The organism is Brachyspira pilosicoli (assembly GCF_008016535.1).
GTDB lineage: Bacteria > Spirochaetota > Brachyspiria > Brachyspirales > Brachyspiraceae > Brachyspira > Brachyspira pilosicoli_A.
Genome location: NZ_SAXY01000029.1, coordinates 49,190 through 74,077, shown reverse-complemented (window position 1 = coordinate 74,077; position 24,888 = coordinate 49,190). Strand labels below are relative to the sequence as shown.

Here is a 24,888-nt window from a genome sequence, read left to right as displayed (position 1 = left end):
TATTGTTTAAAATATATAAAAGTGATAAAAAGCATAGTTTCCAAAGAAAGTTTTCTTGGTCTGCCATTATTAAAACCTTTATATACTTTTCTTAATTCTTCTAAAAGAAATAAATATGTTTTTTTAAACCAATCACACTTTGACAATCAATCATTTTTATAAAATCCTTTTTTACGAATATATTAACATAATTCTTACTTCTTTGAAACTATAAATTGATTTGTCAAGTACTTTTGAAACAAGTCTAATGTTTTCCCCTATACTTTTCAGTATAGAGTTTAATAATTAAATTAATAGCTTTTTGATTATTAAAGATATTTGGAGAAGTTTTTGGCTTAGTACTAAAATTAGCGACAGTTCCAGTGTCTTTATATTTCTTAAGCCAAGTATAAAAAGTGGATTTATTTATTCTTTCCATCTTTAAAAATCTTTTAATATTTTTAGTTTTTAATGCTTCATCCACTATAAATAATTTAAATTCTGTGCTATAATCTTTTTTCATAGTAGCATCCTTTTATTTGTTTTCTATATCAAAATATTATAACAAGGATACTGCTTTTTTTATACTAAAAAATGTCCAATATCTCACACTCCTAAACAATTTATATATTAATTAATAAATATATTTTATATTTTTATTAACTAAAATAACATGAAGTTTTATATTATTTGCTTGATATTTTGTAAAAAATTATTATAATTCATCAGATAAAATGGTAATTAAATTAATAATATATAAGAAAAGGAGAATTTTTTTATGGAGAAAAAAGTAATAAAAACACACAAAGCACCAGAAGCTATAGGACCTTATTCTCAAGCTGTTAAAAGTGGGAATTTTTTATTTGCTTCAGGTCAAATACCTTTAGACCCTGTTAGCGGTTCTATGGCTGAAAATAATATTCAAGCACAAACAGAAAGAGTAATGGAGAATATTAAAGGTTTATTAGAATCTCAAAATTTAACTTTTGCTAATGTTATTAAAACCACTTGTTTTTTAAGTGATATGGCTAATTTTGCTGCTTTCAATGAAGTATATGCTAAATATTTCACAGAAAACCCTCCTGCAAGAAGTACTGTAGCTATTAAGGCTTTACCTAAAGATGCTTTGGTAGAAGTTGAAATTATAGCCGTTATAGAATAAAAATATTATTAAAGCCATGTGTTTTTATGCATGGCTTATTTATTTAAACATTTTTATTAAAAATAAATCGCAAAAAAAATCTAAACAGAAGAGAAAAAAATGAACATGAGAAATTATATATCTTACCTTATTAAGGGTATGGCTATAGGTGTTGCTAATGCTATACCGGGTGTTTCGGGAGGTACTATAGCATTTGTACTTGGAATATATGAGAACCTTACTTATGCTATATCTACTTTGCCTACTGCAATTATTAAATTAAAATGGAAAGAAGTAGGGGAGGGTTTAAAAATATTAGTGCCTGTTTTTTTTGGGGCTGCTGTTTCTATAGTGCTTTTTTTAAATATTATTAATTATTTGTTTCAATACTATCCTATACCTACCAAAATATTTTTTGTAGGTCTTATACTTGGTTCTTTTCCTTTCGTTACTAAAACTATAGATAAATTTGATTTTAAAGTATTTATATCTTTCTTTATAGGGGCTTTTATAATGGCAATATTTGTTTATTTTGATATTAATAAGCCTGCTGGAGAGACAACTTACACTGGAGATTTTTCTATATTTTATGGAATCAAATTATTTTTCTGCGGCATAGCTGCTGCTGTTGCTATGGTAATACCGGGAATATCTGGTTCTTTGCTTTTATTGATATTGGGTGAGTATGAGAATGTATCTAATCTTGTATCTACTCTCACTAAAAATTTTGCTAATCTATATCCATTAATGTTTTTAGGTCTTGGAGTTGCTATAGGAATTTTTACTATATCTAAACTTGTTACTATAGTTATACAAAAACATAAATCTGTATTATTTGGTTTTGTGCTTGGTATAATAGTTGTGTCTTTTTTAAGTTTATGGCCTAATATTACAACATTAAGTTTTGGTATGCTTACTGCAACTGTTTTATCTATGTGTTTTGGCTTTTTAATTGCCATGATTATGGAAAAAATATAAAGTTTTTTTGTTTATTTTTTATGGTATAGTATAAAATTTATAATATATGCATCCGACTATTATAGTAGTACAAAGAGGATAATAAGATGAAAAGATTAAAAAACAATAAATTATATCTATTATTAACTTTAGTATTAGTAGCTTTTGCATACTTATACACTAGTTTGATTGCGCAGACCTCCTCTGATAGAATTAGTATGGAAAACTATAATGATTTGCCTAATTCTAGAAGACTTGTAACTAAACTTAATATTAAACATATAGAAGAAAATAAAGTGGAAGTAAGTTGGGTTGGTATATATCATCCAAATTTGATGTATTATGTATATAGAAGTGAAGACCCTATATTAAGTAAAACTGTACTTACTAATGCAAAAGTAGTAGGCTCTACAAAAGCAACTAACGCTTCTACTACATATACTATTTACGATAATTTGCCTAAATATGATAAATATTATTATGCTGTAATATCATACATAGATAATATTAATTTTTATACTGCTACTGAAAATATGGATTTAATGCAATTTGAATATTATGATCCATTTAATAAAGATATGACTAATTTTGAAATGATTACTAATGATATCCTTACAAATGATATTACAACTAATGACCTTGATACTAATAGTATGTATTTTACAAATGATATGATTACTAATATAGTAAACAGTAATGATTTTTTAAGTTATTATCCTAATACTAATTTATTTGATACAAATTATAGTATATTACCTCCTACTAATTATGTTGATCTCTATTATACTACTAATAGAATAGACTCAAATAGAGGAATAGTTTTTACTACAAATTATTACAATTATACTAATTATTATACTAACAATTATACTAATTATTATAACAGTACTAAAATATATATAATTAATCCTACTAACGATAATTTATCTACTAATGAGATTAATACTAATGATTTGAATACTAATGACTTTACAAATCAAAGCCGTATGGTTGAAAACATTACTAATGAATTAAAGGTTACTAGTTTTACAAATGATAAGAACGAAAATATTGTGAATGTTGAGATAAAAAAAGATAACACTAAAAAGACTCCATCTGAGTATCAAAGATATAGTTCTGAATATCAGAGGGCTTTGGCTCAATTTAAGGCTAATAATTATACAGGAGCTATTACAATTTTAGAGCCTATATCAAGAAAGAAAGTTGATAGTGCTTTATATTATGATATTAATTTGTTGCTTGGAAAATCTTATAAGAATGCTGGAAGAAAAAAGAACGCTTTAGATACATTAAAAAAAATAAGATCTATTAATCCTAATGAAGTTAATTTCTGGATTAATCAGGTTTTAAGTGATTTATAATATAAAGGAGAGATTATGAAAACTTATGCAGCAGTTTTGGCTTCCGTTATTACGGTTGTTGCTATATTGATAGGAGTTTTTATTACTAAAGTTTCTACATTATCTTCTCCTGAAAGATATTTCCAAAAGGGAAAAAGATATTATGAATTAGAAAATTATAATGAAGCTATCAATAATTTAAATGAATATTTATCTATAGACAGCAGGTCAAAACCTGTTAGTAATGTAGCCGAATCTTATTTTATTGTAGCTGATTCATTAAAAAAAATGAAGAATTATAATTTAGCTAAAGAACGTTTATCTGAGATAATAGACGGTGTAGGTTTTGAGGCTTATCAGCTTGATGCTATAATAGCTTATGCAGATATAGCAAGATTACAAAACAGTGCTGACCAATATATTATTACTAAATTGCAAAATAATTTAAAACCTTATGATAAAAGTTTAGCTTCTACTATAAATATGCAGTATGGATATCAGTTATTCTTTGAGAAAAAATATGGCGAAGCTTTAAGTTATTTTTTAAGGTCAGAGGGGGAATTAGCAGTTTTAGGAAGGGCTAGAGTTTATTTTGCTATGAATGAATATGACAGAGCTTTTGAAATTTATGAGGATTTCTTAAAGTATTATCATACAAGCATATATTATAATGAGGTTTCAAGAACTTATCTTATTCAAGTGCCTGCTATAGCTCATAGAATGTATGTTGAAAAGAATTATGTTAAAGCTAGAATGTATTACAATAAAATAGCTGCTCTTTTCCCTAGAACAAAATATCAGGAAGAGGCTTTATTTAAAATTGGCGAGTCTTATTATAATGAAAAAAATTATAATAGTGCTGTAGATTATTTTAATAGAGTAAGATTAAATAATGTTTATACTCTTGATGCTGAGGCTTTGCTTTATATTGGATTATCATACTTCAAAGTTGGAAGATATTCTGATTCTTATAAAGCTTTAGATACATTCGTTAATAATTATCCAGATAATCCAAATGTTTTAAGAGCTAAAGATTATATGGCAGCTTTACAAGAAACATTATTAACTATTAATTAAGAACTTAATAGCTTTTGATAAATAAAAAGGCCTTTAGCAAATTAATTTTTGTTTTAAGGTCTTTTTTTATTATTCTCTGAGCTTGATAATTTATTTATATCATCTATTAAATTAGATATAATATCCAATTTATTTGATTCAACTTTCTTTAATTTTTCATAAGTATTTAGAAGTTTATCATCTCTATTTTCTAAGTTACTGCTTTTTATAGTTAATAAACTTTCTGGAGTTGTTTCTAAGGCTTTTGCTATTTTATTTAATCTTTTTACTGATATGTTTCTATTACCAACTTCTATGCCTTGCAAATATTTACTAGAAACTCCTGCTTGTTCTGCTAATGTATCTATGGTCATCTTTTTGCTTTTTCTAAGTAATCTTATGTTGTAGCCTAAATTATATAATAAGATTTCATTTTCCATATATAAAGTCCTCTTATAATAGAATATTTTATATTATATAAATTTTTAATCTTTAAAAAAACAATATATAAGTTGTATATTTTATAAAAATACCTATTTTTTTGTTTGAAATGTAGTAGAGTTATATGAAAAATCTGAAGCATAAATATATTATAATTAGAGTTGACATAATTTTTTGTATTGTTTTTTAAAAACTATCCGAGAATTATAATAGTATTATGTAAACAATATATAAATAATAGGGGTAGTTTTTAATGGTAAAAGCAATTATATTAGGATTCATTCAAGCGGTTACTGAATTTTTGCCTGTGTCTAGTTCGGGGCATTTAAGAATAGCTGAGACTTTTCTTAATTTTAATACAACAGAAAATATATTATCTTTTGAAATAGCATTACATTTTGGTACATTTTTAGCTACTTGTTTGGTGTTTCGTAAGGATATTATTAATGCAATAGTTGGATTTTTTTCCGGATTAAAAGATGTTAAATATTCAAGTAAGAATAATGAAGGTTTTAGAGTTGGGCTTATGGTAATTATTGCTTCAATACCTGTTGCTATAGTGGGATTATTTTTAGAGGAATATTTAAGTAATATAGATACTCAAAGAGTTGGACTTAATCTCATTATAACAGGTTCTATACTGCTTCTCACAAAAAAAGCTGACAGAGGAATAAATAAAGATGCCCTTACAACAACCTATTATAATGCTTTATTGATTGGCTTTGCTCAGGCTATAGCGGTTTTTCCGGGAATATCAAGGTCTGGTATGACTATAAGTACGGCTTTATTTTTGGGGCTTAATAGGGATTTTGCGGGCAGATTTTCTTTTTTAATATCTTTGCCTGCTATATTTGGTGCTTTGCTTCTTTCTTTAAAAGATTTAACTGACTTTAATATTACTTATGTGATAGTTGGGCTTCTTACTTCTTTTATATTTGGAATTATTGCATTAAAGTTTTTGATGTCTTTTCTTAAAAAAGGAAAGCTTTATTATTTTAGTTTTTACTGCATAATAGTTGGTTTAGCTGTGTATATATATTTTTTTAATGTTTAAAAAATAGCTGGAGTTTTTATAATGTTTATTAAAAGAAAATTAAACATACAAAAAAGAGCTGAGAGTAAAAATGTTTATCAATCATATGATGATAAGAACAGAAATCCTATATATGATATTATAGGTTTTTTGTGCATACTTTTTGCGGGGATATTAATTTTATCATATTTAAGTGCTAATCTTGGAGAAATGAATACTACACTTACAACAAATAATTTACTTGGCAAGTTTGGAGCTTATATTGCTGAGTATTCGTTTTCTGCTTTTGGAGTTTCTTCTTTTGTGATACCTGCATTTTTTGTATATGCGGGAGTAAATATTATATTAAAAAACTCTGTTAAAAATATTTTGATGTTTGCTCTTCTTTTATCATTTGTGATGATGTTATCCAGCATACTTCTTGATATACTGCTTGGAGATAAAGCATTTTATTATAAAGGCGGAATAATGGGTGAAATTATAGGAGGTTCGCTTGCTTCATTATTTGGAAATATTGGCTCTATTATAATAACTTCTGCTATACTGCTTATCACTATAATAGTATTTGCTAAAATTTCATTGATTGATTTAGCTAATTATTGCAAAGATATGATAAAAAAAATAGATTTAAAAGATGTTGAGAGAAAAATATCTGATACTATAAAAAGTAAAAGAGAAGAGATGAAAAAAAATGAACAAGAAGAAGTAGAAAATAATTACAAAAAAGAAAATAATAGAAAAGATACTTCATTAAACTATTTACCTATATTTAGCAAAAAAGAAGTATATGATTTTAATAATATTCCATTTATAGAAAAGATATCTTTCAATCATTATGATTCATCTGAGAGAAAATATTATAATAAAAATGAAAATATAAATGAAAATATAATGGAAGACTTTTTCAATAAAAGAAATGACTTTGATGATGATAAAAACAAAGAATTAGATTATATGGTTGAGAGTTTAAATAATTTGAAAAGAGATAATTATGGAAGGATTAATGTTAATGCAATAGAAGATAGAGAAGAGGATATGGGGGCTTCTTTATTTGAGGCAGCATTTGGAAATGATTTAAAAATGGACGTAAAAAAAAAAGAAGATACTTTCAATCAATATAATGAATTAAAACAATATGATGATGAATATAATAAAAATGTTCATGAGGCTATAGAAAATATTGATTGGGATTTCAGTATTAATAGAGTAAAAAAATCAGATTTTAAAAAGGCGGCTTACGAGGATAGTGTCAATTATTATGATACAACAGAAATTTATTTAAAAGCGGCAAATAGTATAAGTAGCGATTATGATGAGAGTGTAATACTTGAGAATATATATAAAAACAGAGAGAGAAAATTTAGAGAGTTAAATAATAATAATGATGAGGAACTAGAAAATAATAAAATAGAATATATTGAAGACTTAGATAAATTATATAAAGAGTATAAAGAGAAAACTTTAAAAAAAGAAAATACTATAAATCATCAATCTTTTAATGATTTAAATAATACTAATGTTTCATATAAAACTTCTGTTAATACTAATAATAAAGAAAATATATTGGATAAATTGAGAAGAGTTGCTAATGAGAATAAGCAATTAAAAGAGATGTATGACAGAGAGCATGGCAAAGTAAAAAGAGGAAGCAGCAACAATGAAAAATTAAATTACTCAGAAGACACAACTAAAAAAAGCAGCCACTTTGAGTTTCCTATGGGCTATGCTTCAAAGAGAGCGTATAGAAGAGAAGACCATATACCAAATTACAATAACAATAATATTATTGATGATGATAGTATATTAAACTGTTTTGATTTAGACGAAGAAGAGCTTTACAATGTTGATAAATCTTATAATGATATAGAAGATGTAAAAATAAAAGATGATTTAAGAGAGCAACATAATTTTTCAAATGATTCTAAATATTATAATAATACAACTAACGAAGAAGAATATGATGCCGAGCTTCAAAAATATGCTGAAAAACTAAACTCTATAGAAGACATTAAAAGTGATAATGAGGCTAACACTGGTTTTATAAATATAGAATCAGAAAAAAAAGTAAACACATTAAAAGAGCCTCAAAGACCTATAATACATAAAAATCACAAAAATGATTTTGATTTAATACAATCAAACTTCAACAGCAAGTATGTAGATAAGCATTATAAAGCTCCTCCATTTGATTTGCTCAATAGGTCAATTCCGGTAAATGATAATGCAATGCTTGAATCTATAAAACAAACAGCAATACAATTAGAAAACACATTGCTTGATTTTAATATAGAAGCAAAAGTGACAGGAGTATCAAGAGGACCTGTTATTACAAGATATGAGCTTGAATTAGCGGCAGGCACTAGAGTGTCAAAAATATCAAACTTAACAGACAATATTGCTTTAGCACTTGCTTCAGAGAGTGTGAGAATAATAGCACCAATTCCGGGACGCTCTGTTATAGGTATAGAGATACCAAACAAGGTGAGAAATGCAGTATTTTTAAGAGATGTGTTAGAAAGCAGCGATTTTAGACAATCAAAACTTGATATACCTTTTGTATTAGGAAAAGGGATATATGGAAACAATGTGGTGTCAGATATGTCTGAAGCTCCTCACTTATTAGTTGCTGGTACTACTGGTTCTGGTAAGAGTGTTTGTTTATCTACAATAATACTTTCACTTTTATATAAGTTTAGACCTGATGAATTAAAATTTATATTTGTAGATAAAAAGAGAGTTGAGCTTTCTATATATAACGGCATACCGCATTTAATGTCTCCTGTTGTTTCTGATGAGAAGAAGGCTACTATAGTATTGAGATATATTGTAGACATAATGGAGAAAAGATACGAAAGAATGGAGAGATTCTTCGTTAGAAATGTTAAAACTTACAACGAAAAAGTAAAACAGCTTCTTAAAGAGGGAGAGACAGAGTTTAACGGAGAACCTTTAGAGTTATTTCCATATATAGTTTTGGTGATAGATGAGCTTCACAATTTGATGGTTGTTGCATCAAAAGAGGTTGAGGATTTAATATCACGTTTAGCTGGTATGAGCAGGGCTGTTGGCATACACTTAATAATTGCCACACAAAGACCTTCTGCAGATGTTGTTACTGGTGTTATAAAGGCTAATTTACCAACTAGAATTGCATTCCAAGTGCCTAACAAAACAAACTCACGTATTATAATAGATATGTCTGGTGCTGAGCAGTTGTTAGGTAAGGGAGATGCTTTATTCTGTGCCTCTGGAAGTCAGATGCCTGAGAGGGTTCAGGGTGCTTTTGTTTCTGACAATGAAGTTAAGAAAGTGGTTGATTATTTATCTGGAGAGATGTCGCCTATGTTTGATGAGAGCTTGATTGCAGCATTAGAGGGAAGCGATGATGACAAAAACACTGATGAAGAGGATATATTAGACGAAGAGCTTTGGGAGGATGCTGTTGAACTTGTAGCAAGAACTGGAAAAGCAAGTGCATCATTTCTACAACGCAGATTAAAAATAGGATATAACCGTGCCGCTAGAATAGTAGAGATTATGGAGCGTCAGGGCATTGTTGGACCGGAAAATGGCTCTAAACCAAGAGAAGTTTTAATTACATTAGATGATAGATAATATAATTTTAAGGCTCGTTTACAGTTGGTAGGCGGGCTTTTTTATATATACAAAGTTTATATAAAAAAACTTATTTAGAATTGCTTTCTATTATTTTAGTTATATATTCATCATCTTGCAATCTATTGTTTATATCATCTTTTTTATTTTCTTTGTCATTGCAAGAAATGATAAAACTAAATAATATTAGAGTTAGTAATAACAATATTTTTTTATACATAAAAAATCCTAATATTATGTAACATACTTTTATATTATCGGAATATTAAATATCTAAAATTAATATATTATGAAATATATTTGTAATATTAAAAAAATACAATTTATTTTATATAAAAATATCTTGTAGTGCGAAATATATTTAATAACTTTTTACTTGATAATAGAAAAAAAATAAAGTATAATCATAGAAATTTAAATACAAAAAGAGGTAAATTGTATTATGAAACAAACTGTGCTTCTTAAGATATCAGGCGAGGCTTTGCTTGGAGAAAAAGACTATGGCATAGATAATAATGTTGTAGACAGAATAGCTATGGAGATGAAAGAGGCAGGAAATAATACTCAAATAGCTGTTGTTGTTGGGGGGGGCAATATATTTAGAGGAATGCAGCTTTCTAACAAAACAGGTATGGTAAGAGCTACAGCGGATTCTATGGGTATGCTTGCCACTATAATGAATGCCATTGCTTTAAAAGACAGATTTATGGCAGCTGGTACTCCTACACAAATACTTTCTGCTTTTAATATTGAAGGAATGATAGAGGGGTTTGAAAGAGATAAGGCTATTCGTATATTAGAAAGAGGTAATGTGCTTATAATAGCAGGAGGTACATCTAACCCTTACTTTACTACAGACAGCACTTCTATATTAAGAGCTTTAGAGATTGGTGCTTCTATTGTATTAAAGGGTACTAATGTTGATGGGGTTTACAATAAAGACCCTAAAACTAATAAAGATGCTGTTATGTATAAAGAAATTACTTTTAAAGATGCTATTAATCAAAACTTACGAGTTATGGATATGACTGCTTTTGCTATGGCTAATGATAATAATATGCCTATAAGGGTGTTTAATATGAATAAGATGGGCAATATTACAAAGGCTATTAAAGGCGAGAGTATAGGCACTTATGTTCACAATTAAAATGATAAATAAAAAAAATAAAAATTAAGGAGATTATGATGTTTGATTTATTTTGGGGGGCTGGAATAGCACCTATGTTTGTTGGAATAATAATTATAGTAATATTTTTAATTATTTTCTTTAGATTTTTCCCATTAGGTTTATGGATTACTGCTTTATTTTCTGGGGTGAGAATCAGTATAATTACTTTGCTTACTATGCGTTTGAGGAGAGTTAATCCTTCTTTGATAGTGTTGAATCAAATTAAGTTATGGAAGGCGGGATTAAAAATAAATAGCAATGAACTTGAGGCACATTATTTAGCTGGCGGTAATCCCACTGCTGTTGCTGATGCTTTAATTGCTGCTGATAAAGCTTCATTAGATTTAAGTTTTGAGAGAGCTGCTGCTATAGACTTAGCTGGAAGAGATTTAGTTGATGCTATAAGAACATCAGTTTCACCTAGAGTTATTGCTACTCCATTAATTGCTGCTGTTGCTAAAGACGGTATACAGGTAAAGGCTACTGCGAGGGTTACTGTTAGAACAAATATTAACAGACTTGTTGGAGGTGCTGGAGAAGAGACTATTATTGCTAGAGTAGGTGAGGGTATTGTTACTACTATAGGCAGTGCTGCTACACATAAAGAGGTATTAGAAAATCCTGACAGAATATCACAGGTTGTTTCTGCTAAGGGTCTTGATTCTGGTACTGCTTTTGAGATACTTTCTATAGATATTGCTGATGTGGATGTGGGTAGCAATATTGGTGCTGTTCTTCAAATTGACCAAGCTGAGGCTGATAAGAAAATTGCTCAGGCTAAAGCTGAAGAGAGACGCGTTATGGCTATTGCCCGTGAACAAGAGATGAAAGCTCAAGTTGAAGAGATGAAGGCTAAAGTTGTTGAGGCAGAAAGTCAGCTGCCGCTTGCTATTGCTGAGGCTTTGAAAAAAGGAAATATTGGAGTATTAGATTATTATAATATGAAAAACGTTATGGCAGACACTGAAATGCGTTACAGTATATCTGGAATGGATACAACAAGCAAAAATAATTCATCTAATAAATAATAATAATAATAAAAGCAGGCTATGAAATATATAGTCTGCTTTTTTATGTGAATAATTTTTTATAATAAAGTTTAATAAGATATTACTTTTCCATCTATGAGTGAGAAATGAATACTTCCGAAATCTCTGCTGTCATAAGCATAATCTCTATTATCTGATAATACAAAATATTCATTGTATCCTATAATATAAGGACCAAAATTATCCCTTGAAGATATGTTACTTTCTAATATTCTATTATCTTTTCCAATATTTGCCCAAGGTTCATTTAATTCGCTTCCATTAATGTATACAGTTTTATTTTTTATTTCTATTGTTTCATTTGGAAGACCTATCACTCTCTTTATTAAATATCTTGTATTCGATATATTTACATTTCCAAAAGTAAAAAAATAAACTGTATATGATATAAACCTTTTAAAAATATTTTCTTTTTTGCTTCTAGGGTCAATAATAAAAACTATATCACCTCTTTTAGGTCTTGAAAATACTATAGTTTTTCCTGTTAATTTTGACACGAATGGTTTTATTGTAATAGCATATCTTAATTTTGAAGTAATAATCATTTTATTTGGTTCAATGGTGTTTAACATAGTTGAACTTTTCATCTTATCAAAACGTACAAAAAGTGTAATTAAACCAAAAATTATAAATGCTATGATAAAACCTAAAATAAGCCTTGCTATAGTTTTATATAATAAGCTATTGCTTCTGTAGTATATAAATATAAAAGGCTTTAATATGGCTTTTAATGCATTCTTCTTTTCTTTTTTTATATTTTCTCTGTCATCATAAGAATAATTCATTATATAGTAATTGAAACCTTATTATAAATTATTTTTTGGCCTGATGTTCACTGTTTTCTAAAGCAGCAGGTACAGCAGGCACTACTATATAACCATATTCTCCGCTTCTGCATAAATCCATTATCACTTCGTTTTTTAAAGTTTCTCCAGCAACATCTTCTCTTAAATATTCAGGCAAATCAATAACATGATATAAAGGGTTTATATTATCAACATTTACTTCAAATAATTCTTCTATAAAAGCTAAATCTTTATTTAATCTATCTAACATTTCATCTTTTTGATTATCTTCTATTTTTAATCTAGTTTGATATAAGAGTGCTTCTAATTCTTCTTTATTAGTTTTCATAAAAAAATCCTTGTTTTTATAGTTTAAATAATATTATAATAAAATGAATATTTTTTCAATATTTATTTATATATTCTTTGTTTAGGAGTGTGAGATATTGGACATTTTTTAGTATAAAAAAAGCAGTATCCTTGTTATAATATTTTGATATAGAAAATAAATAAAGGATACTACTATGAAAAGAGATTATAGCACAGAATTTAAATTATTTATAGTGGATGAAGCATTAGAAACTAAAAATATTAAAAGATTTCTAAAGATAGAAAAAATACCCAAATCTACTTTTTATGCTTGGCTTAAAAAATATAAAGAAACTGGAACTGTCGCCAATTTTAGCACTAGACCGAAAACTTCTCCAAATATCTTTAATAATCAAGAAGCTATTAATTTAATTATTGAACTCTATACTAAAGAATATCGAGGTAAGCATTATATTAAAGCATATTTAAATCGTAAAGGCATTAAGATAGGGGTTACAGCTATAGAGAATGTACTAAAAAGAAATAATCTTTGGAGATACAAAATAAAAAAGAAAAAGAAGCGATATGATAAACGAAAATTTGTCTCTAAAATACAAAAAGAAGGCAAAATAGTTCAAATAGATACTAAATATATCAAATTAGGCAGAAAAAGAGTTTATCAATTCACTGCTGTAGATTTAGCTACTCGCTATAGTTGGAGGCAAATCTATGAGGATAAAACACCTTATAGTGCTTTATCTTTCTTAAAATATGTCTTAAAAACTTCACCTTTTAAGATACAGGCTATACAAACGGACAATGGTATGGAATATACTTATCGCTGTATTAATACTCCTAAAATCAATATTTTTGATGAATACTGCTTAAAAAATAAATTAGAGAGGAGATATATTCCTATAGCAACACCAAGATACAATGGCGTAGTAGAAAGAGTACACGGCATAGACGAAAGAGAATTTTATTCACGATTAAATAAAAATATCACAGTAGAATTATTGAGAGAAAAATTAAAAGAATATACACATTTTTATAACAATCAAAGATTGATTTCTTCGCTAGGTTATATTACAATCAAAGAAAGAATCAAAAATATTATAGCAAGTAAAAGTACAATATCTATGGCTCCATGACATATTTATATATTCTTTTTAGTTTTAAACTATATATATATGTTTTTTATATAATATTTTTTGTTATTTAATAATAAAATAATTATCTGCTTTTTAGTTTTGGGTGAAGTATCTTATCTAAAGAAAAACCTAAAAAGGCAAAAGACATTCCTAAAACAGCAATCAATATTCCCGGAGGTATTATCCACCACCAAAGCCCAGATAACACAGCAGAACCCTTCATAGCATCATGCAAAATCTGCCCCCATGTAACTATAGTAGCATCTCCAAGCCCAAGCAATGACAATGAAGACTCATAAACTATAGCAGAAGGCACAGCCAAAGCCATAGAAGCAAATGAAAAAGGCAAAAGCAGCGGAGCTAAATGATTAAATATTATTCTAAAATGCGAAGCTCCTATTGTGCGTGCTGCCTCGATGTAGGTTTCTTCTTTAAGCTGCATAGCCATAGAGCGTACAGTCATAACTGAGCCTGTCCAAGAGAAAAATATCATCATTGTTATCATAGTCCATATTGTAGGCTTAAATATTGCACTCATTACTATCATTACAGGTAAAACTGGTATTCCTATAAATATCTGATAAACAAACTGCATAAAGCTATCAACAAACCCTCCAAAATATGCAGACACTATTCCATACATCACACCAATTATAACCGATATAAAACTCGTAGCTATGCCAATAAATAATGCCCACTTAAGCCCAGATATAAGCCCAGAAAATATATCTCGCTTCATATTGTCAGTGCCCATTATACCAGACATTGAGCCTACTAACACCATATAAGGATTTTCAAAACTTGAATTAATGTCAGAAAAATTAGCTGTTGCTTCAAATTTATAAATACCTTTTAAGGCTAAGAAATTTTTTGCCATATCATCTTTTTTTGTATTAAAAAGTATTTTCATGGGGTTGGTTGTGAGAGTGTCAATTTGTCTTGCAAGCATTCTTGGGACTGACTCTCTGTAAAACCTAAATATTCTATTTTTTGAATCATTAAATGCAGATATTCTTAAATCTCCTTTTGTGTTATGTAAACTATCTGATAGTGTTATTACTGCTCCGTCTGGTCTTGTTACATTCCACACTAATGCTGAAGAGTTATCTACATTAGCATGAAAGATTAAGTCCACTGGAGATTTATCGAATTTATAATCATATTCAAATATTGCTTTGTATACTGCTTGATTTTCTATATAATTAGTTTTTACGCTTATAGGTTTTATATCTGTTGTGATTGCCGATTTTTCTCTGCTGAAGAAATTAAGCCATTCTGGTGGGGCTGAAGCTGGATTATCCTGCCAATAGGTAATATCTCTCCAGCGTTTCGGAGCTTCTTTGTATGTGAGTATTATAGGCTCAAACAGTGAAACAAATATTGCCAAAAGAAGTATGCATAAACCTACAACGCCTGTTTTATCTTTTTTAAACTCATTAAAAAATTCTATTAGAGGAGCAAGTTTTTTATTAACATTATTATTACTCATTACATCTTGCCTCCAACTTTTATTCTAGGGTCTAAAAATCCATAAGATATATCAAGCACAACCAAACCAAATTGATAAAGAGCAGTAGTAATAGCTAAATTGCCCATAAGCACAGGTATATCATTTTGCTGAACGGATATCCAATAAAGATTGCCCAAACCCGGCCAAGAGAATATTCCTTCAAATATAATAGAGCCTGCAATAGAGCCAAGCAAACCTAATAAAGTTATTGTAACTATAGGAGGAGCAGAGCTTCTTAAAGTATGCCCTAAAAGAACAGACTTTTCTGATATTCCTCTCGCACGAGCCGCCATAATATAATCTTCCTGAAGCGTAGACAATACTATATTTCTTACAACAAAAGAAAGCCCCCAAAAGCCTATTAATGTTAATGTTAGCATAGGTAATGCCATATGCCATAACATATCCAAATAATACATTATGCCTTCAGGTGTGGGTATGGAATGAACCCCTCCAGATGGAAACAAATTAAACTTATAAACAAATATCATTATTAGTATCATAGAAAGCCACCAAGTAGGCATGCCGTAAACTATCATAGTGATAATGCTTGTGGTTCTGTCAAATAATCCGCCTGCTTTTCTTGCCTTTACAAGTCCTATTATTAAGCCTATTATCATTTGTATGATTGATGCTGTTGTAAAAAGTATTATAGAGCGGGGTAATGCTTCTCCTATTATTTTTATAACATCTCTATTGCCGTTAGAATCCATCATTATAGTAGATTTGCCGAATTGAAAGGTGATAGTATTAATTGCCCTTATAAATATTCTCTCTCCAATGCTTCTGTTAAGCCAATATATATTATAATAGTATGCTCTTCTCTCTTTAATAAAGTTTTCCACATCTTCTGTACGCATATTGCTGAGTCCTCGTACTTCGGCATTAATATTTTCTTCTATCTGTGCTTTAAGAGTTTTTTCGCTCACAGTATTAAATATAGCAGAAGACATAAACATAAGTATGACAAACATGATTATGCCTTTTAGTATTCGTTTGATTACAAAATAAGTAAACATAATATTATCCTTGCTTATGATTATACTAAAAAGAGTTAAAATTGTAAAGTATTATAGCTTAAATTATTTTTTATAGTTTTTTATTTGTGATTTTTTTATAAAGTTATAAATATTTTGTAATATCTTCTATAATATTGTCTGTATAAATTATAATATAACCTTTATTTTACCGAAAATATTAATATACTATATAGTATTATACTTGAGTATTGGCTTATTAATGATATAATACTCTTTAAGGTATAAAATAAATACTACTATATATAAGCGGAGTATTATGTCAGAGAATAATTTAATGCCAGACAATAATTTAGTGTTGGATGAAACAGAAGTTCTTGCCGTAAGATTTATAGCAGAATATCCAGATTTAGAACAATATATATATTTTGTATTTTTTATAGATAAACTAACAATTAATCTTATTACCAAAACAGTATTAGTTTCAGATAATTATGAATTATTTAAAGTATTAAATAGCTATGATAATTATTTAGAGCTTTATAAATATATAGAAGTTTATAATAATCTAAATTATAAAGTAAATATAGCTTTAGATAAATTAAACAGCGATTTAGATTCTATTTTTTCTAATAGAACAAATGTTGTTCATACAACTATGGCTGCTATTAATAATGATATTATTTCTATAATAGATATATTTTCAGATACTTTAAATGTTTCTATGGATTATAATATAGGCATATATGATGTAATCTGTAAGGGGCTTGATATTGATGAAGTTAATACATTTATACAAGAGTTTAAAAAAGAATTTGAAGTAAATAACATAGATATGACTCAATACTCTTTAGATTCAAATAATAATGAAGATGATAATAGCGAAGATGGTATTACTTCAAAATATAAAATAGTAAACGGAGATTTTGTTGTAGCCCCTATTATGGGTAAATCTATAGCAGATATAAAGTTAGGTGATAAGATTATAGTAAAAGTAGATTATAGTTCTTTTTATCCAAGCATGACATATTTAGATGTGAATTCCAAAAAAAATAATAATAAATATTTGGTTGTAGGCGAGGTTATAGAAAAAACAGTTGATGAAACTTCCACTAAAATATCACTTGCTTTAAGTGATGAGCATTGTGCTATTATAGAAGAAACACAACCTATTAGAGTTAAAGTATTTAATCCTCAAAAAGATAATTATATAACACCAAACTCCTATCATGATAATACTAAAGAAGAACAGATATATAAGGTGCTATCACATTTTAATTTTGTTAAATTTTTATTATATGGATTAGGTTTTATTTCTTTATTTGTTTTGATTTATATTTTATTTGTTATAATACTATAATTTATTTGATTAAAGTTTATAATGATTTGATACCGATAAAAGAGCAATTAAATTTTTTAAAGATAGATAGATGGAAAAGATAAAAGAATATTTTAATGAGTTTCTAGAGATAATATCAGAAAATGGAGAGTATGCTGGGGTTGCTTTACTTAAGGGCAGTGTTTTTAGGGTTGATGATGAATATAATGTAAGTATTATTTGTTCTGGTGATTTTGCTGCTAATCATATAAAGAAAGATTTTTTAGAGCGTATAGAAATCTATTTAAAAGATAAGTGTTCGCATGATATCAATGTTCAAGTATTAGTTGATGTAAATATTGTCAATGATAATGAAGAAGAGAGTATTAGTGATAATGCTTCAGAAATAACTGTAGCAGAAGATAATACAAAAAATAAATATAAGTCTAATTTAAATGAATATTTCAAGTTTGATAATTTTATAGAGGGGAGTAATAATAAATTTGTTTTTGCTGCTGCGAAGTTAGTTGCTGAAAAACCCGGCAGAGAATACAATCCTCTTTATATATATGGAAGTGTAGGTATAGGTAAGACTCATTTGCTTCAGGCTATAGGCAATTATTATTTAGAGAATAATCCAGATGCAAAAGTAAATTATATAGACGGAAGCGGTTTTAGAGATGAATATATATACGGCCTTCAAACTAAAAAGTCTGACAACTTCAAAAAGAAATATAAATCTTTAGACATGTTTTTACTTGATGATTTGCAATTATTAGAAAGTGCTCAAGAAACTTCTAAAGAATTGTTTGAAATATTTCAGGCTTTAGATAATGGCTGTAAGCAGATGGTTTTTGTAAGTGATAAACCTCCTAAGGAACTTAGAAACATTGAGGCAAGATTAAAAAATAGATTTGAAAAGAGTTTGATATTATCCATTGAACCTCCACAGTATGAAACTAGGCTTGCCATAATAGAGAGAAAGTTGATTGATTTAAATACGACTATTGATGAAGAAGTAATAAAATATATGGCAGAAAATATTACAACCGATGTTCGTAAGATTGAAGGGGCTATTAGGGCTTATTTATCTGTAAGAGATTTAATGAAAATAACTCCTACTGTTGAAGAGTGCGATAAATTAAATATTTTTAAAGATTATTTTACTAATAAACCAAAATTAAAAAATGCTACTATCAAAGAAATAAAAAAAATAGTTGCAGATTATTACGGCATAGAGATGAGTGCATTTACAAGCAGTGAGAGGACAAAGTTTATAGCTAAAGTTCGACATGTTGCTGTGTACTTGGCGTGTGAATATTCTAAAAAATCTGTTACAGAAATAGGTTTGGAGTTTAATAGAGATCATGCTTCTATAATACATGCAAGAGAAAAAATAAAAGAAGAACTTAAATCAGATTCTCATGTAGCAAGAGAGATTAATGATATAATATCTTCTTTGTCTTAATTTATTAGAATTTATCTAAATTTAAGCAAATTTATATGAAATTACTATAAAAAATAAATGTATGATATTTTGATATTTTTTCTTGACATTTATATAAATTCTTATATAATATTAAATGTATTGTTAAATAATACAATTTTTCATAAACCTCCTTATCACCCTGCAGATCCTTTCTCGGGGTGATACTTTTTTAAACACACTTTTATAATTGACTGTATAATTATTAAACATGTGTTATTTGTATAAATGTGTTATTATTGAACATAATATTTATTTTATAATGATCTTTATTTTTTTATAATCATAAAACCATTGCTTCTATGTAATTGTGATAATTTATATTATATTTTTATAAATAAAACCAATAATACAGAGCTATATTAATATTTTATGTAATTATTTTTGATGTTTTTTTAATAAATATAATAATAAAAAGATAATATATTTGGCACGATTATTGCATATATTATAGTGTAACTTCTGTAAATAATTAAAAGGAAATTAAAAAGGAGATTAAATGCAAGAAGAAGAAATGAAAGAAGGCAATGAAGCTGCTAGTAAGGGTAGTGAAGATATTGCGGAAAACAATTCTAATGCAGAAGCTAGTAATGAAGAACAAAAAGAGTCTTGTGAATGTTGTGAAAATAATGATGAAGATGAAATTAGCATTTTAAAAAAGAGAATAGAAGAGTTAGAGAATGAAGTTTCTGATATGAAAGATAAATATATGCGTGCTATGGCAGAATCAGAAAATATTAGAAAGAGAACTGCCAAAGAAAAAATTGACGGTATAAAGAGGGCTAATAAAGGTTTATTATTATCTCTTATCAATTTTATGGATAATTTTGAGAGGGCATTAAAATCTTTTGATAATGATGAAACTATAAAGGGAAGCGAATATTACAAAGGCGTAGAATTAATACATAAACAGTTTATAGATTTTTTAACTGATAATGGCGTGAGTGAAATAGAAGCATTAGGAGAGGAGTTTGACCCTAACTTGCATGAGGCATTAACTATGTTAGAAGTTCCTGATATTGATAAAGAGCAGGTTGTAGAAGTTTATGCTAAGGGTTACAAATTAAATGATGAACTTTTGAGAACAGCTAAGGTTGTGGTTGGAAAACCAAAAAAAACTGAATAATAGATTTTTATTTACTTTATATTTATAAGGAGATTTTTTTTATGGCACATATTCAACTTTTTAGAGCTTATTTTGAACCTAAAGATTCAAAGAAAGAGAGCATAAATCATATTAATAAGGTTTTGCAAGATTTAACAGATGAGATTAACAGACATATAGAAAACAGAGAAGTTATAAATGTTGATCTTAATACATCACATTTAGGCAATGGGCATACTGAATATATTGTAAGCGTTCTAACGAAGAATTAGACTTACAGACTTTAAAAGTACAAAAACATATAATTTAATTAATATTTTAAGGAGAAATTTATAATGAGCAAAATTATTGGAATAGATTTAGGAACTACAAATTCATGTGTATCAGTAATGGAAGGCGGAAAACCTGTAGTAATAACAAACAGCGAAGGAAACAGAACAACACCTTCTATAGTAGCATTTACAAATAAAGGGGAAGTATTAGTAGGTCAGCCTGCTAAAAACCAAATGGTAACTAACCCAGAAAATACAATATTCTCTATAAAAAGATTTATGGGTAACACTTATTCTGAGGTATCAGAAGAGCGTTCAAGAATGCCTTATACAGTTATAGAGGAAGACGGAAAAGTAAAAATTAAAACACTTGAAGGAAACTTTACTCCTCAAGAGATAAGTGCTAGAACACTTCAAAAGATGAAACAAACAGCTGAAGAGTATTTAGGAGAAACTGTAACAGATGCAATCATTACAGTACCTGCATACTTTAATGATAGTCAAAGACAGGCAACAAAAGATGCTGGAAGAATTGCCGGACTTAATGTATTAAGAATAATAAACGAGCCTACAGCTGCTGCTTTAGCTTATGGTATGGAGAAAAAGAAAGATGAGAAAATAGCAGTTTATGACTTGGGCGGCGGTACATTTGATATATCTATACTTGAATTAGCTGACGGAGTATTTGAAGTAAAAAGTACAAACGGTGATACACACTTAGGCGGTGATGACTTTGACCAAGCTATAATTAACTGGCTAATAGAAGAGTTTAAGAAAGATACAGGCGTTGATTTAAATAGCGACAAAATGGCTTTACAGAGATTAAAAGAAGCTGCTGAAAAAGCTAAAAAAGAACTTTCAAGCTCACTTCAAACAGATATCAATTTGCCGTACTTGACAGCAGATGCATCAGGTCCTAAACATTTGAATGTATCTTTATCAAGAGCAAAATTTGAAGATTTAGTAAGAGACTTAGTAGAAAAAACTCGTATCCCATGTGAAAAAGCATTGAAAGATGCAGGACTTTCTACTAGCGATATAGATGAAGTTATACTTGTTGGAGGTTCTACAAGAATACCTTTAGTACAGGAAACAGTTAAAAACATATTTGGAAAAGAGCCAAACAAAAGCGTAAACCCAGACGAAGCAGTAGCAATGGGTGCTGCAGTACAGGGCGGTATTATTAAAGGTGATGTTAAAGATGTACTTCTTCTTGACGTTACTCCGCTTTCACTTGGTATTGAAACAGAAGGTTCAGTAATGACTGTTTTAATCAACAGAAACACTACTATACCTACAAACAAAAAACAAGTGTTCTCAACAGCAGCAGACAATCAATCATCTGTAACTATTAGAGTATTACAAGGTGAGAGAAAAATGGCTAATGACAACAGAGAGCTTGGAAGATTTGATTTAGTAGGCATACCGCCTGCACCAAGAGGCGTACCTCAAATTGAAGTTTCATTCGACATAGACGCTAACGGTATAGTACATGTTACAGCTAAAGATTTGGGTACTGGCAAAGAGCAGAAAATAACAATAGCTTCTTCAAGCGGACTTAGCGAGGAAGAAATAAACAAAATGGTTCAGGATGCTGAAAAACATGCTGAAGAAGATAAAAAGAAAAAAGAGGAAGTTGAGGCTAAAAACAATGCTGACCATATGATTTATCAAACAGAAAAATTGTTAAAAGAAAACGGCGATAAATTACAGCCTTCAGATAAATCAGAGATTGAGTCAAAAATGAGTGCTTTAAAATCAGCAGTAGAATCTAACAATACAGACAGTATAAAAAGAGCTACAGACGATTTACAAGCAGCATGGAGCAAAGCTTCAGAGGCTCTTTACAAACAAGCAGGAGCACAGCAAGGACAAGCTGATGCAGGACAACAGCAAGCACAGCAAAACACTAACCAAGATTCAGGCAGAAAAGATGACGGCGTAGTTGATGCTGACTATGAGGTTGTTGATGATAATAAAGATAAAAAGTAAAAGTTGAATATATAAAGTCTAGTAGACGGTTGGAGGTTAATTTTTAATAGTTGATTTTCAGCCGCCTATATTTTTTATTTGAGGGTAATATTATGACTTATAGAGAATTACAAAATATATATACATCAAAAAACATTTCTATAAAAAAATTAGACTTCTCTAAAATAAATGATTTTTATAAAATAAAAGAAGTAAAAAAAATTGCTATAGAATATATAAAAGATTTGTTTAATATAAAAGATAATAATTTTTCTATTGATTTTAAATCTTCTAAATCGTTATATAGATATAAAAAAAATAATTCTCAAAATATGAATAATATTTATTTTAAAGTAGATTGTACTTTAGATAAATTAAATGTGAAATTACAATTTGTTTGTACTGATTCTGTATGCAGTTTATATGGTAAGAATATAATAAGATTAACAAAAAATATTCTTGATAAAGAAGTGACATATGATAATACTATAACTATTTTATTATTAGATTTAATAAAAAAAGAAGATTTTAAAGCAGTAAAATTATTAATAGATATGGGTGCTGATGTAAATGCAAAAGATGAAAATGATAGAACAGCTTTAATATATGCTTCAAGAAATAGTAGTTCAGAAATATTAGAATATTTAATAGAAAAAGGAGCAGATATAAATGCTAAAGATATATTTGATAAAACAGCTTTAATGTATGCCGCATCTTTTAATACTTTAGAATTAATAAAATATTTAATAGAAAAAGGAGCAGATATAAATGCTAAAGATGATGAGAATAAAACAGCCTTGATAGATGCCGCATCTTTTAATAATTTAGAAGTAATAAAATATTTAATAGAAAAAGGAGCGGATATAAATGCTAAAGATAATGAGAATAAAACAGCTTTGATGAATGCTGCATCTTTTAATGATTTAGAAGTAGTAGAATATTTTATAGAAAAAGGATTGGATATAAACGCTAAAGATAATGAGAATAAAACAGTTTTAATGCATGCCGCATTTTTTGCTGATTTAGAAATAATAGAATATTTGGTATATAAAGGAGCAGATATAAATGCTAAAGATATATTTGATAAAACAGCTTTAATGTATGCCGCATCTTTTAATAATTTAGAAGTAGTAGAATATTTTATAGAAAAAGGATTGGATATAAATGCTAAAGATAATAAGAATAAAACAGCTTTATCTTATGCTTTAGAAAAAGGAAATACATATATGGTAAAATTATTAAAATTTCATGGTGCTGAATAATTAAGTACATCACTCTTTGACAATTTTCTGCAACATTAGTATAGTATATATATGAACAAGATTAATCTATTAAATGACTTTTTTATTAGGTATCTTTTAGCTTCTAAAGGTGATGAGGATATACTTGAAAATATAGTGAATGCTGTACTTACTAATATTGGTTTTGAGACTGTTCATAATTTAGAGATAATTAATCCTTATAATCTTAAAGATAATCAATATTTAAAAGAATCTATTTTAGATGTTAAAGCTAAAACTAATGATAATAAGAAAATCATAATAGAGTTTCAGCTCTTTGGAAATATAGATTTTTTAAAAAGGATTTATTATTACATATCAAAAAATATAGCTTTAGAATTAAAAACTAATGAGGCTTACAGAGATATAAGTCAAATAATTAGTATAAATTTTTTAGATTTTAATTTAAACTTTAATGATAGCGGAAAAGAACATAGATGTTTTAAGCTTATAGATACTGATAATCATAATATAAGTTTAGATATGATTCAAATACATTTAATAGAAATAAAAAGATTTAAGAAAATATTAAAAACTTCAACTATTGAGGATATAAAGAAAAATAAATTACTTTCTTGGATAGAGTTTTTTACATCAAATGATTTAAATAAAATTATAGATAAGCTAAAGGAGGAAAACATTATTATGAGTAAAGTTATAGAAAAATATAAAATATTTACTTCTGATGAAGAGAGTATGCAAGTTTATAATGCTCGTGAGGCTTTTCTATATGGACAGGAAGTGATGCTAAAGAGAGAAAGAGAAGAAGGTATAAAAGAAGGAATGGAGATTGGTATAGAGAAAGGCATAGAAAAAGGCATAGAAAAAGAAAAATATGCATTAGCTAAAAATATGAAAAATGAAAATATAGATATTAATTTAATAAGCAAAATAACAGGTTTAAGCAAAGAAGAAATTGATAATTTATAATTCAATTATTTGTAA

The 24,888-nt window shown here is 27.9% G+C and carries 23 protein-coding genes; 16 read left to right on the top strand and 7 right to left on the bottom strand.

Features of this window, described 5'->3' with window-relative positions; genetic code table 11:
- Window positions 1–244 precede the first annotated feature (244 nt).
- Window positions 245–502, bottom strand: a complete 258-nt coding sequence (locus tag EPJ72_RS04415) for a helix-turn-helix domain-containing protein (protein WP_147731015.1) — start codon at window positions 500–502, stop codon at window positions 245–247.
- Window positions 503–757: 255 nt separating this feature from the next.
- Between EPJ72_RS04415 and EPJ72_RS04410 the strand changes: the two genes are divergently transcribed.
- The 4 genes from EPJ72_RS04410 (at window position 758) to EPJ72_RS04395 (ending at window position 4,494) form a co-directional block, all read left to right on the top strand.
- On the top strand, window positions 758–1,141 hold the full coding sequence (locus tag EPJ72_RS04410) for a RidA family protein (protein ID WP_147731014.1): 384 nt from the start codon (window positions 758–760) through the stop codon (window positions 1,139–1,141).
- A 105-nt stretch (window positions 1,142–1,246) separates the two neighbouring features.
- The gene (locus tag EPJ72_RS04405; RefSeq protein ID WP_199749263.1) at window positions 1,247–2,098 is read left to right on the top strand and encodes an undecaprenyl phosphate translocase family protein; all 852 of its coding nucleotides are present in this window, start codon (window positions 1,247–1,249) and stop codon (window positions 2,096–2,098) included.
- 86 nt (window positions 2,099–2,184) lie between these two features.
- On the top strand, window positions 2,185–3,438 hold the full coding sequence (locus tag EPJ72_RS04400; RefSeq protein WP_147731012.1) for a tetratricopeptide repeat protein: 1,254 nt from the start codon (window positions 2,185–2,187) through the stop codon (window positions 3,436–3,438).
- A gap of 15 nt (window positions 3,439–3,453) precedes the next feature.
- Complete coding sequence (locus tag EPJ72_RS04395; protein WP_147731011.1) at window positions 3,454–4,494, top strand: tetratricopeptide repeat protein; 1,041 nt, start codon at window positions 3,454–3,456, stop codon at window positions 4,492–4,494.
- Between the two features lie 53 nt (window positions 4,495–4,547).
- On the opposite strand, the gene EPJ72_RS04390 is transcribed toward EPJ72_RS04395, so the two are convergent.
- Entirely contained in the window at window positions 4,548–4,913 is a 366-nt protein-coding gene (locus EPJ72_RS04390) for a helix-turn-helix domain-containing protein (RefSeq protein WP_147731010.1), read from the bottom strand.
- Between the two features lie 254 nt (window positions 4,914–5,167).
- Between EPJ72_RS04390 and EPJ72_RS04385 the strand changes: the two genes are divergently transcribed.
- Both EPJ72_RS04385 and EPJ72_RS04380 read left to right on the top strand, forming a co-directional pair.
- Window positions 5,168–5,968: an undecaprenyl-diphosphate phosphatase gene (locus tag EPJ72_RS04385; RefSeq protein WP_147731009.1), complete on the top strand. Its 801-nt coding sequence runs from the start codon at window positions 5,168–5,170 to the stop codon at window positions 5,966–5,968.
- Between the two features lie 21 nt (window positions 5,969–5,989).
- Window positions 5,990–9,562: an FtsK/SpoIIIE family DNA translocase gene (locus EPJ72_RS04380; RefSeq protein ID WP_147731008.1), complete on the top strand. Its 3,573-nt coding sequence runs from the start codon at window positions 5,990–5,992 to the stop codon at window positions 9,560–9,562.
- Window positions 9,563–9,632: 70 nt separating this feature from the next.
- Here the strand turns inward: EPJ72_RS04380 and EPJ72_RS13180 are convergent, their stop codons facing one another.
- Entirely contained in the window at window positions 9,633–9,782 is a 150-nt protein-coding gene (locus EPJ72_RS13180) for a hypothetical protein (protein ID WP_199749262.1), read from the bottom strand.
- A gap of 222 nt (window positions 9,783–10,004) precedes the next feature.
- Between EPJ72_RS13180 and pyrH the strand changes: the two genes are divergently transcribed.
- Window positions 10,005–10,709 carry a UMP kinase gene (pyrH, locus tag EPJ72_RS04375; protein ID WP_147731007.1) on the top strand — a complete coding sequence of 235 codons (705 nt, stop codon included), beginning with the start codon at window positions 10,005–10,007 and terminating at the stop codon, window positions 10,707–10,709.
- 38 nt (window positions 10,710–10,747) lie between these two features.
- Window positions 10,748–11,758 (top strand): flotillin-like protein FloA, encoded by a 1,011-nt coding sequence (gene floA, locus EPJ72_RS04370; RefSeq protein WP_147731006.1) that lies wholly within the window; start codon window positions 10,748–10,750, stop codon window positions 11,756–11,758.
- Between the two features lie 71 nt (window positions 11,759–11,829).
- Here the strand turns inward: floA and lepB are convergent, their stop codons facing one another.
- Together lepB and gatC are read right to left on the bottom strand one after the other, a co-directional pair.
- Complete coding sequence (lepB, locus tag EPJ72_RS04365; RefSeq protein WP_147731005.1) at window positions 11,830–12,564, bottom strand: signal peptidase I; 735 nt, start codon at window positions 12,562–12,564, stop codon at window positions 11,830–11,832.
- Window positions 12,565–12,592: 28 nt separating this feature from the next.
- Window positions 12,593–12,913, bottom strand: a complete 321-nt coding sequence (gene gatC, locus EPJ72_RS04360; protein WP_147731004.1) for an Asp-tRNA(Asn)/Glu-tRNA(Gln) amidotransferase subunit GatC — start codon at window positions 12,911–12,913, stop codon at window positions 12,593–12,595.
- Window positions 12,914–13,088: 175 nt separating this feature from the next.
- On the opposite strand from gatC, the gene EPJ72_RS04355 reads away from it, so the two are divergent.
- Complete coding sequence (locus EPJ72_RS04355) at window positions 13,089–14,024, top strand: DDE-type integrase/transposase/recombinase (protein WP_147731003.1); 936 nt, start codon at window positions 13,089–13,091, stop codon at window positions 14,022–14,024.
- Between the two features lie 82 nt (window positions 14,025–14,106).
- On the opposite strand, the gene EPJ72_RS04350 is transcribed toward EPJ72_RS04355, so the two are convergent.
- Window positions 14,107–15,513, bottom strand: a complete 1,407-nt coding sequence (locus tag EPJ72_RS04350; protein WP_147731002.1) for an ABC transporter permease — start codon at window positions 15,511–15,513, stop codon at window positions 14,107–14,109.
- Window positions 15,513–16,553 carry an ABC transporter permease gene (locus EPJ72_RS04345; RefSeq protein WP_147731001.1) on the bottom strand — a complete coding sequence of 347 codons (1,041 nt, stop codon included), beginning with the start codon at window positions 16,551–16,553 and terminating at the stop codon, window positions 15,513–15,515. The genes EPJ72_RS04350 and EPJ72_RS04345 overlap by 1 nt, the downstream gene beginning before the upstream one ends.
- Window positions 16,554–16,830: 277 nt before the next feature.
- Here EPJ72_RS04345 and EPJ72_RS04340 point away from each other — a divergent pair, with 277 nt between their 5' ends.
- The 7 genes from EPJ72_RS04340 to EPJ72_RS04310 all read left to right on the top strand — a co-directional run bounded on the left by EPJ72_RS04340 (window position 16,831) and on the right by EPJ72_RS04310 (window position 24,873).
- Window positions 16,831–17,871, top strand: coding sequence for a hypothetical protein (locus EPJ72_RS04340; RefSeq protein WP_242004909.1), 1,041 nt, complete (start codon window positions 16,831–16,833; stop codon window positions 17,869–17,871).
- A gap of 70 nt (window positions 17,872–17,941) precedes the next feature.
- A complete protein-coding gene (dnaA, locus tag EPJ72_RS04335) occupies window positions 17,942–19,297 on the top strand; it encodes a chromosomal replication initiator protein DnaA (RefSeq protein ID WP_147731000.1) in 1,356 nt (451 codons plus the stop codon).
- 517 nt (window positions 19,298–19,814) lie between these two features.
- On the top strand, window positions 19,815–20,441 hold the full coding sequence (locus EPJ72_RS04330; protein WP_147730999.1) for a nucleotide exchange factor GrpE: 627 nt from the start codon (window positions 19,815–19,817) through the stop codon (window positions 20,439–20,441).
- 41 nt (window positions 20,442–20,482) lie between these two features.
- The gene (locus tag EPJ72_RS04325; RefSeq protein ID WP_013243548.1) at window positions 20,483–20,692 is read left to right on the top strand and encodes a hypothetical protein; all 210 of its coding nucleotides are present in this window, start codon (window positions 20,483–20,485) and stop codon (window positions 20,690–20,692) included.
- A 63-nt stretch (window positions 20,693–20,755) separates the two neighbouring features.
- Window positions 20,756–22,684, top strand: coding sequence for a molecular chaperone DnaK (dnaK, locus tag EPJ72_RS04320; RefSeq protein WP_147730998.1), 1,929 nt, complete (start codon window positions 20,756–20,758; stop codon window positions 22,682–22,684).
- Window positions 22,685–22,776: 92 nt separating this feature from the next.
- The gene (locus tag EPJ72_RS04315; protein WP_147730997.1) at window positions 22,777–23,925 is read left to right on the top strand and encodes an ankyrin repeat domain-containing protein; all 1,149 of its coding nucleotides are present in this window, start codon (window positions 22,777–22,779) and stop codon (window positions 23,923–23,925) included.
- 51 nt (window positions 23,926–23,976) lie between these two features.
- Window positions 23,977–24,873 carry an Rpn family recombination-promoting nuclease/putative transposase gene (locus tag EPJ72_RS04310; protein WP_147730996.1) on the top strand — a complete coding sequence of 299 codons (897 nt, stop codon included), beginning with the start codon at window positions 23,977–23,979 and terminating at the stop codon, window positions 24,871–24,873.
- Window positions 24,874–24,888 lie beyond the last annotated feature (15 nt).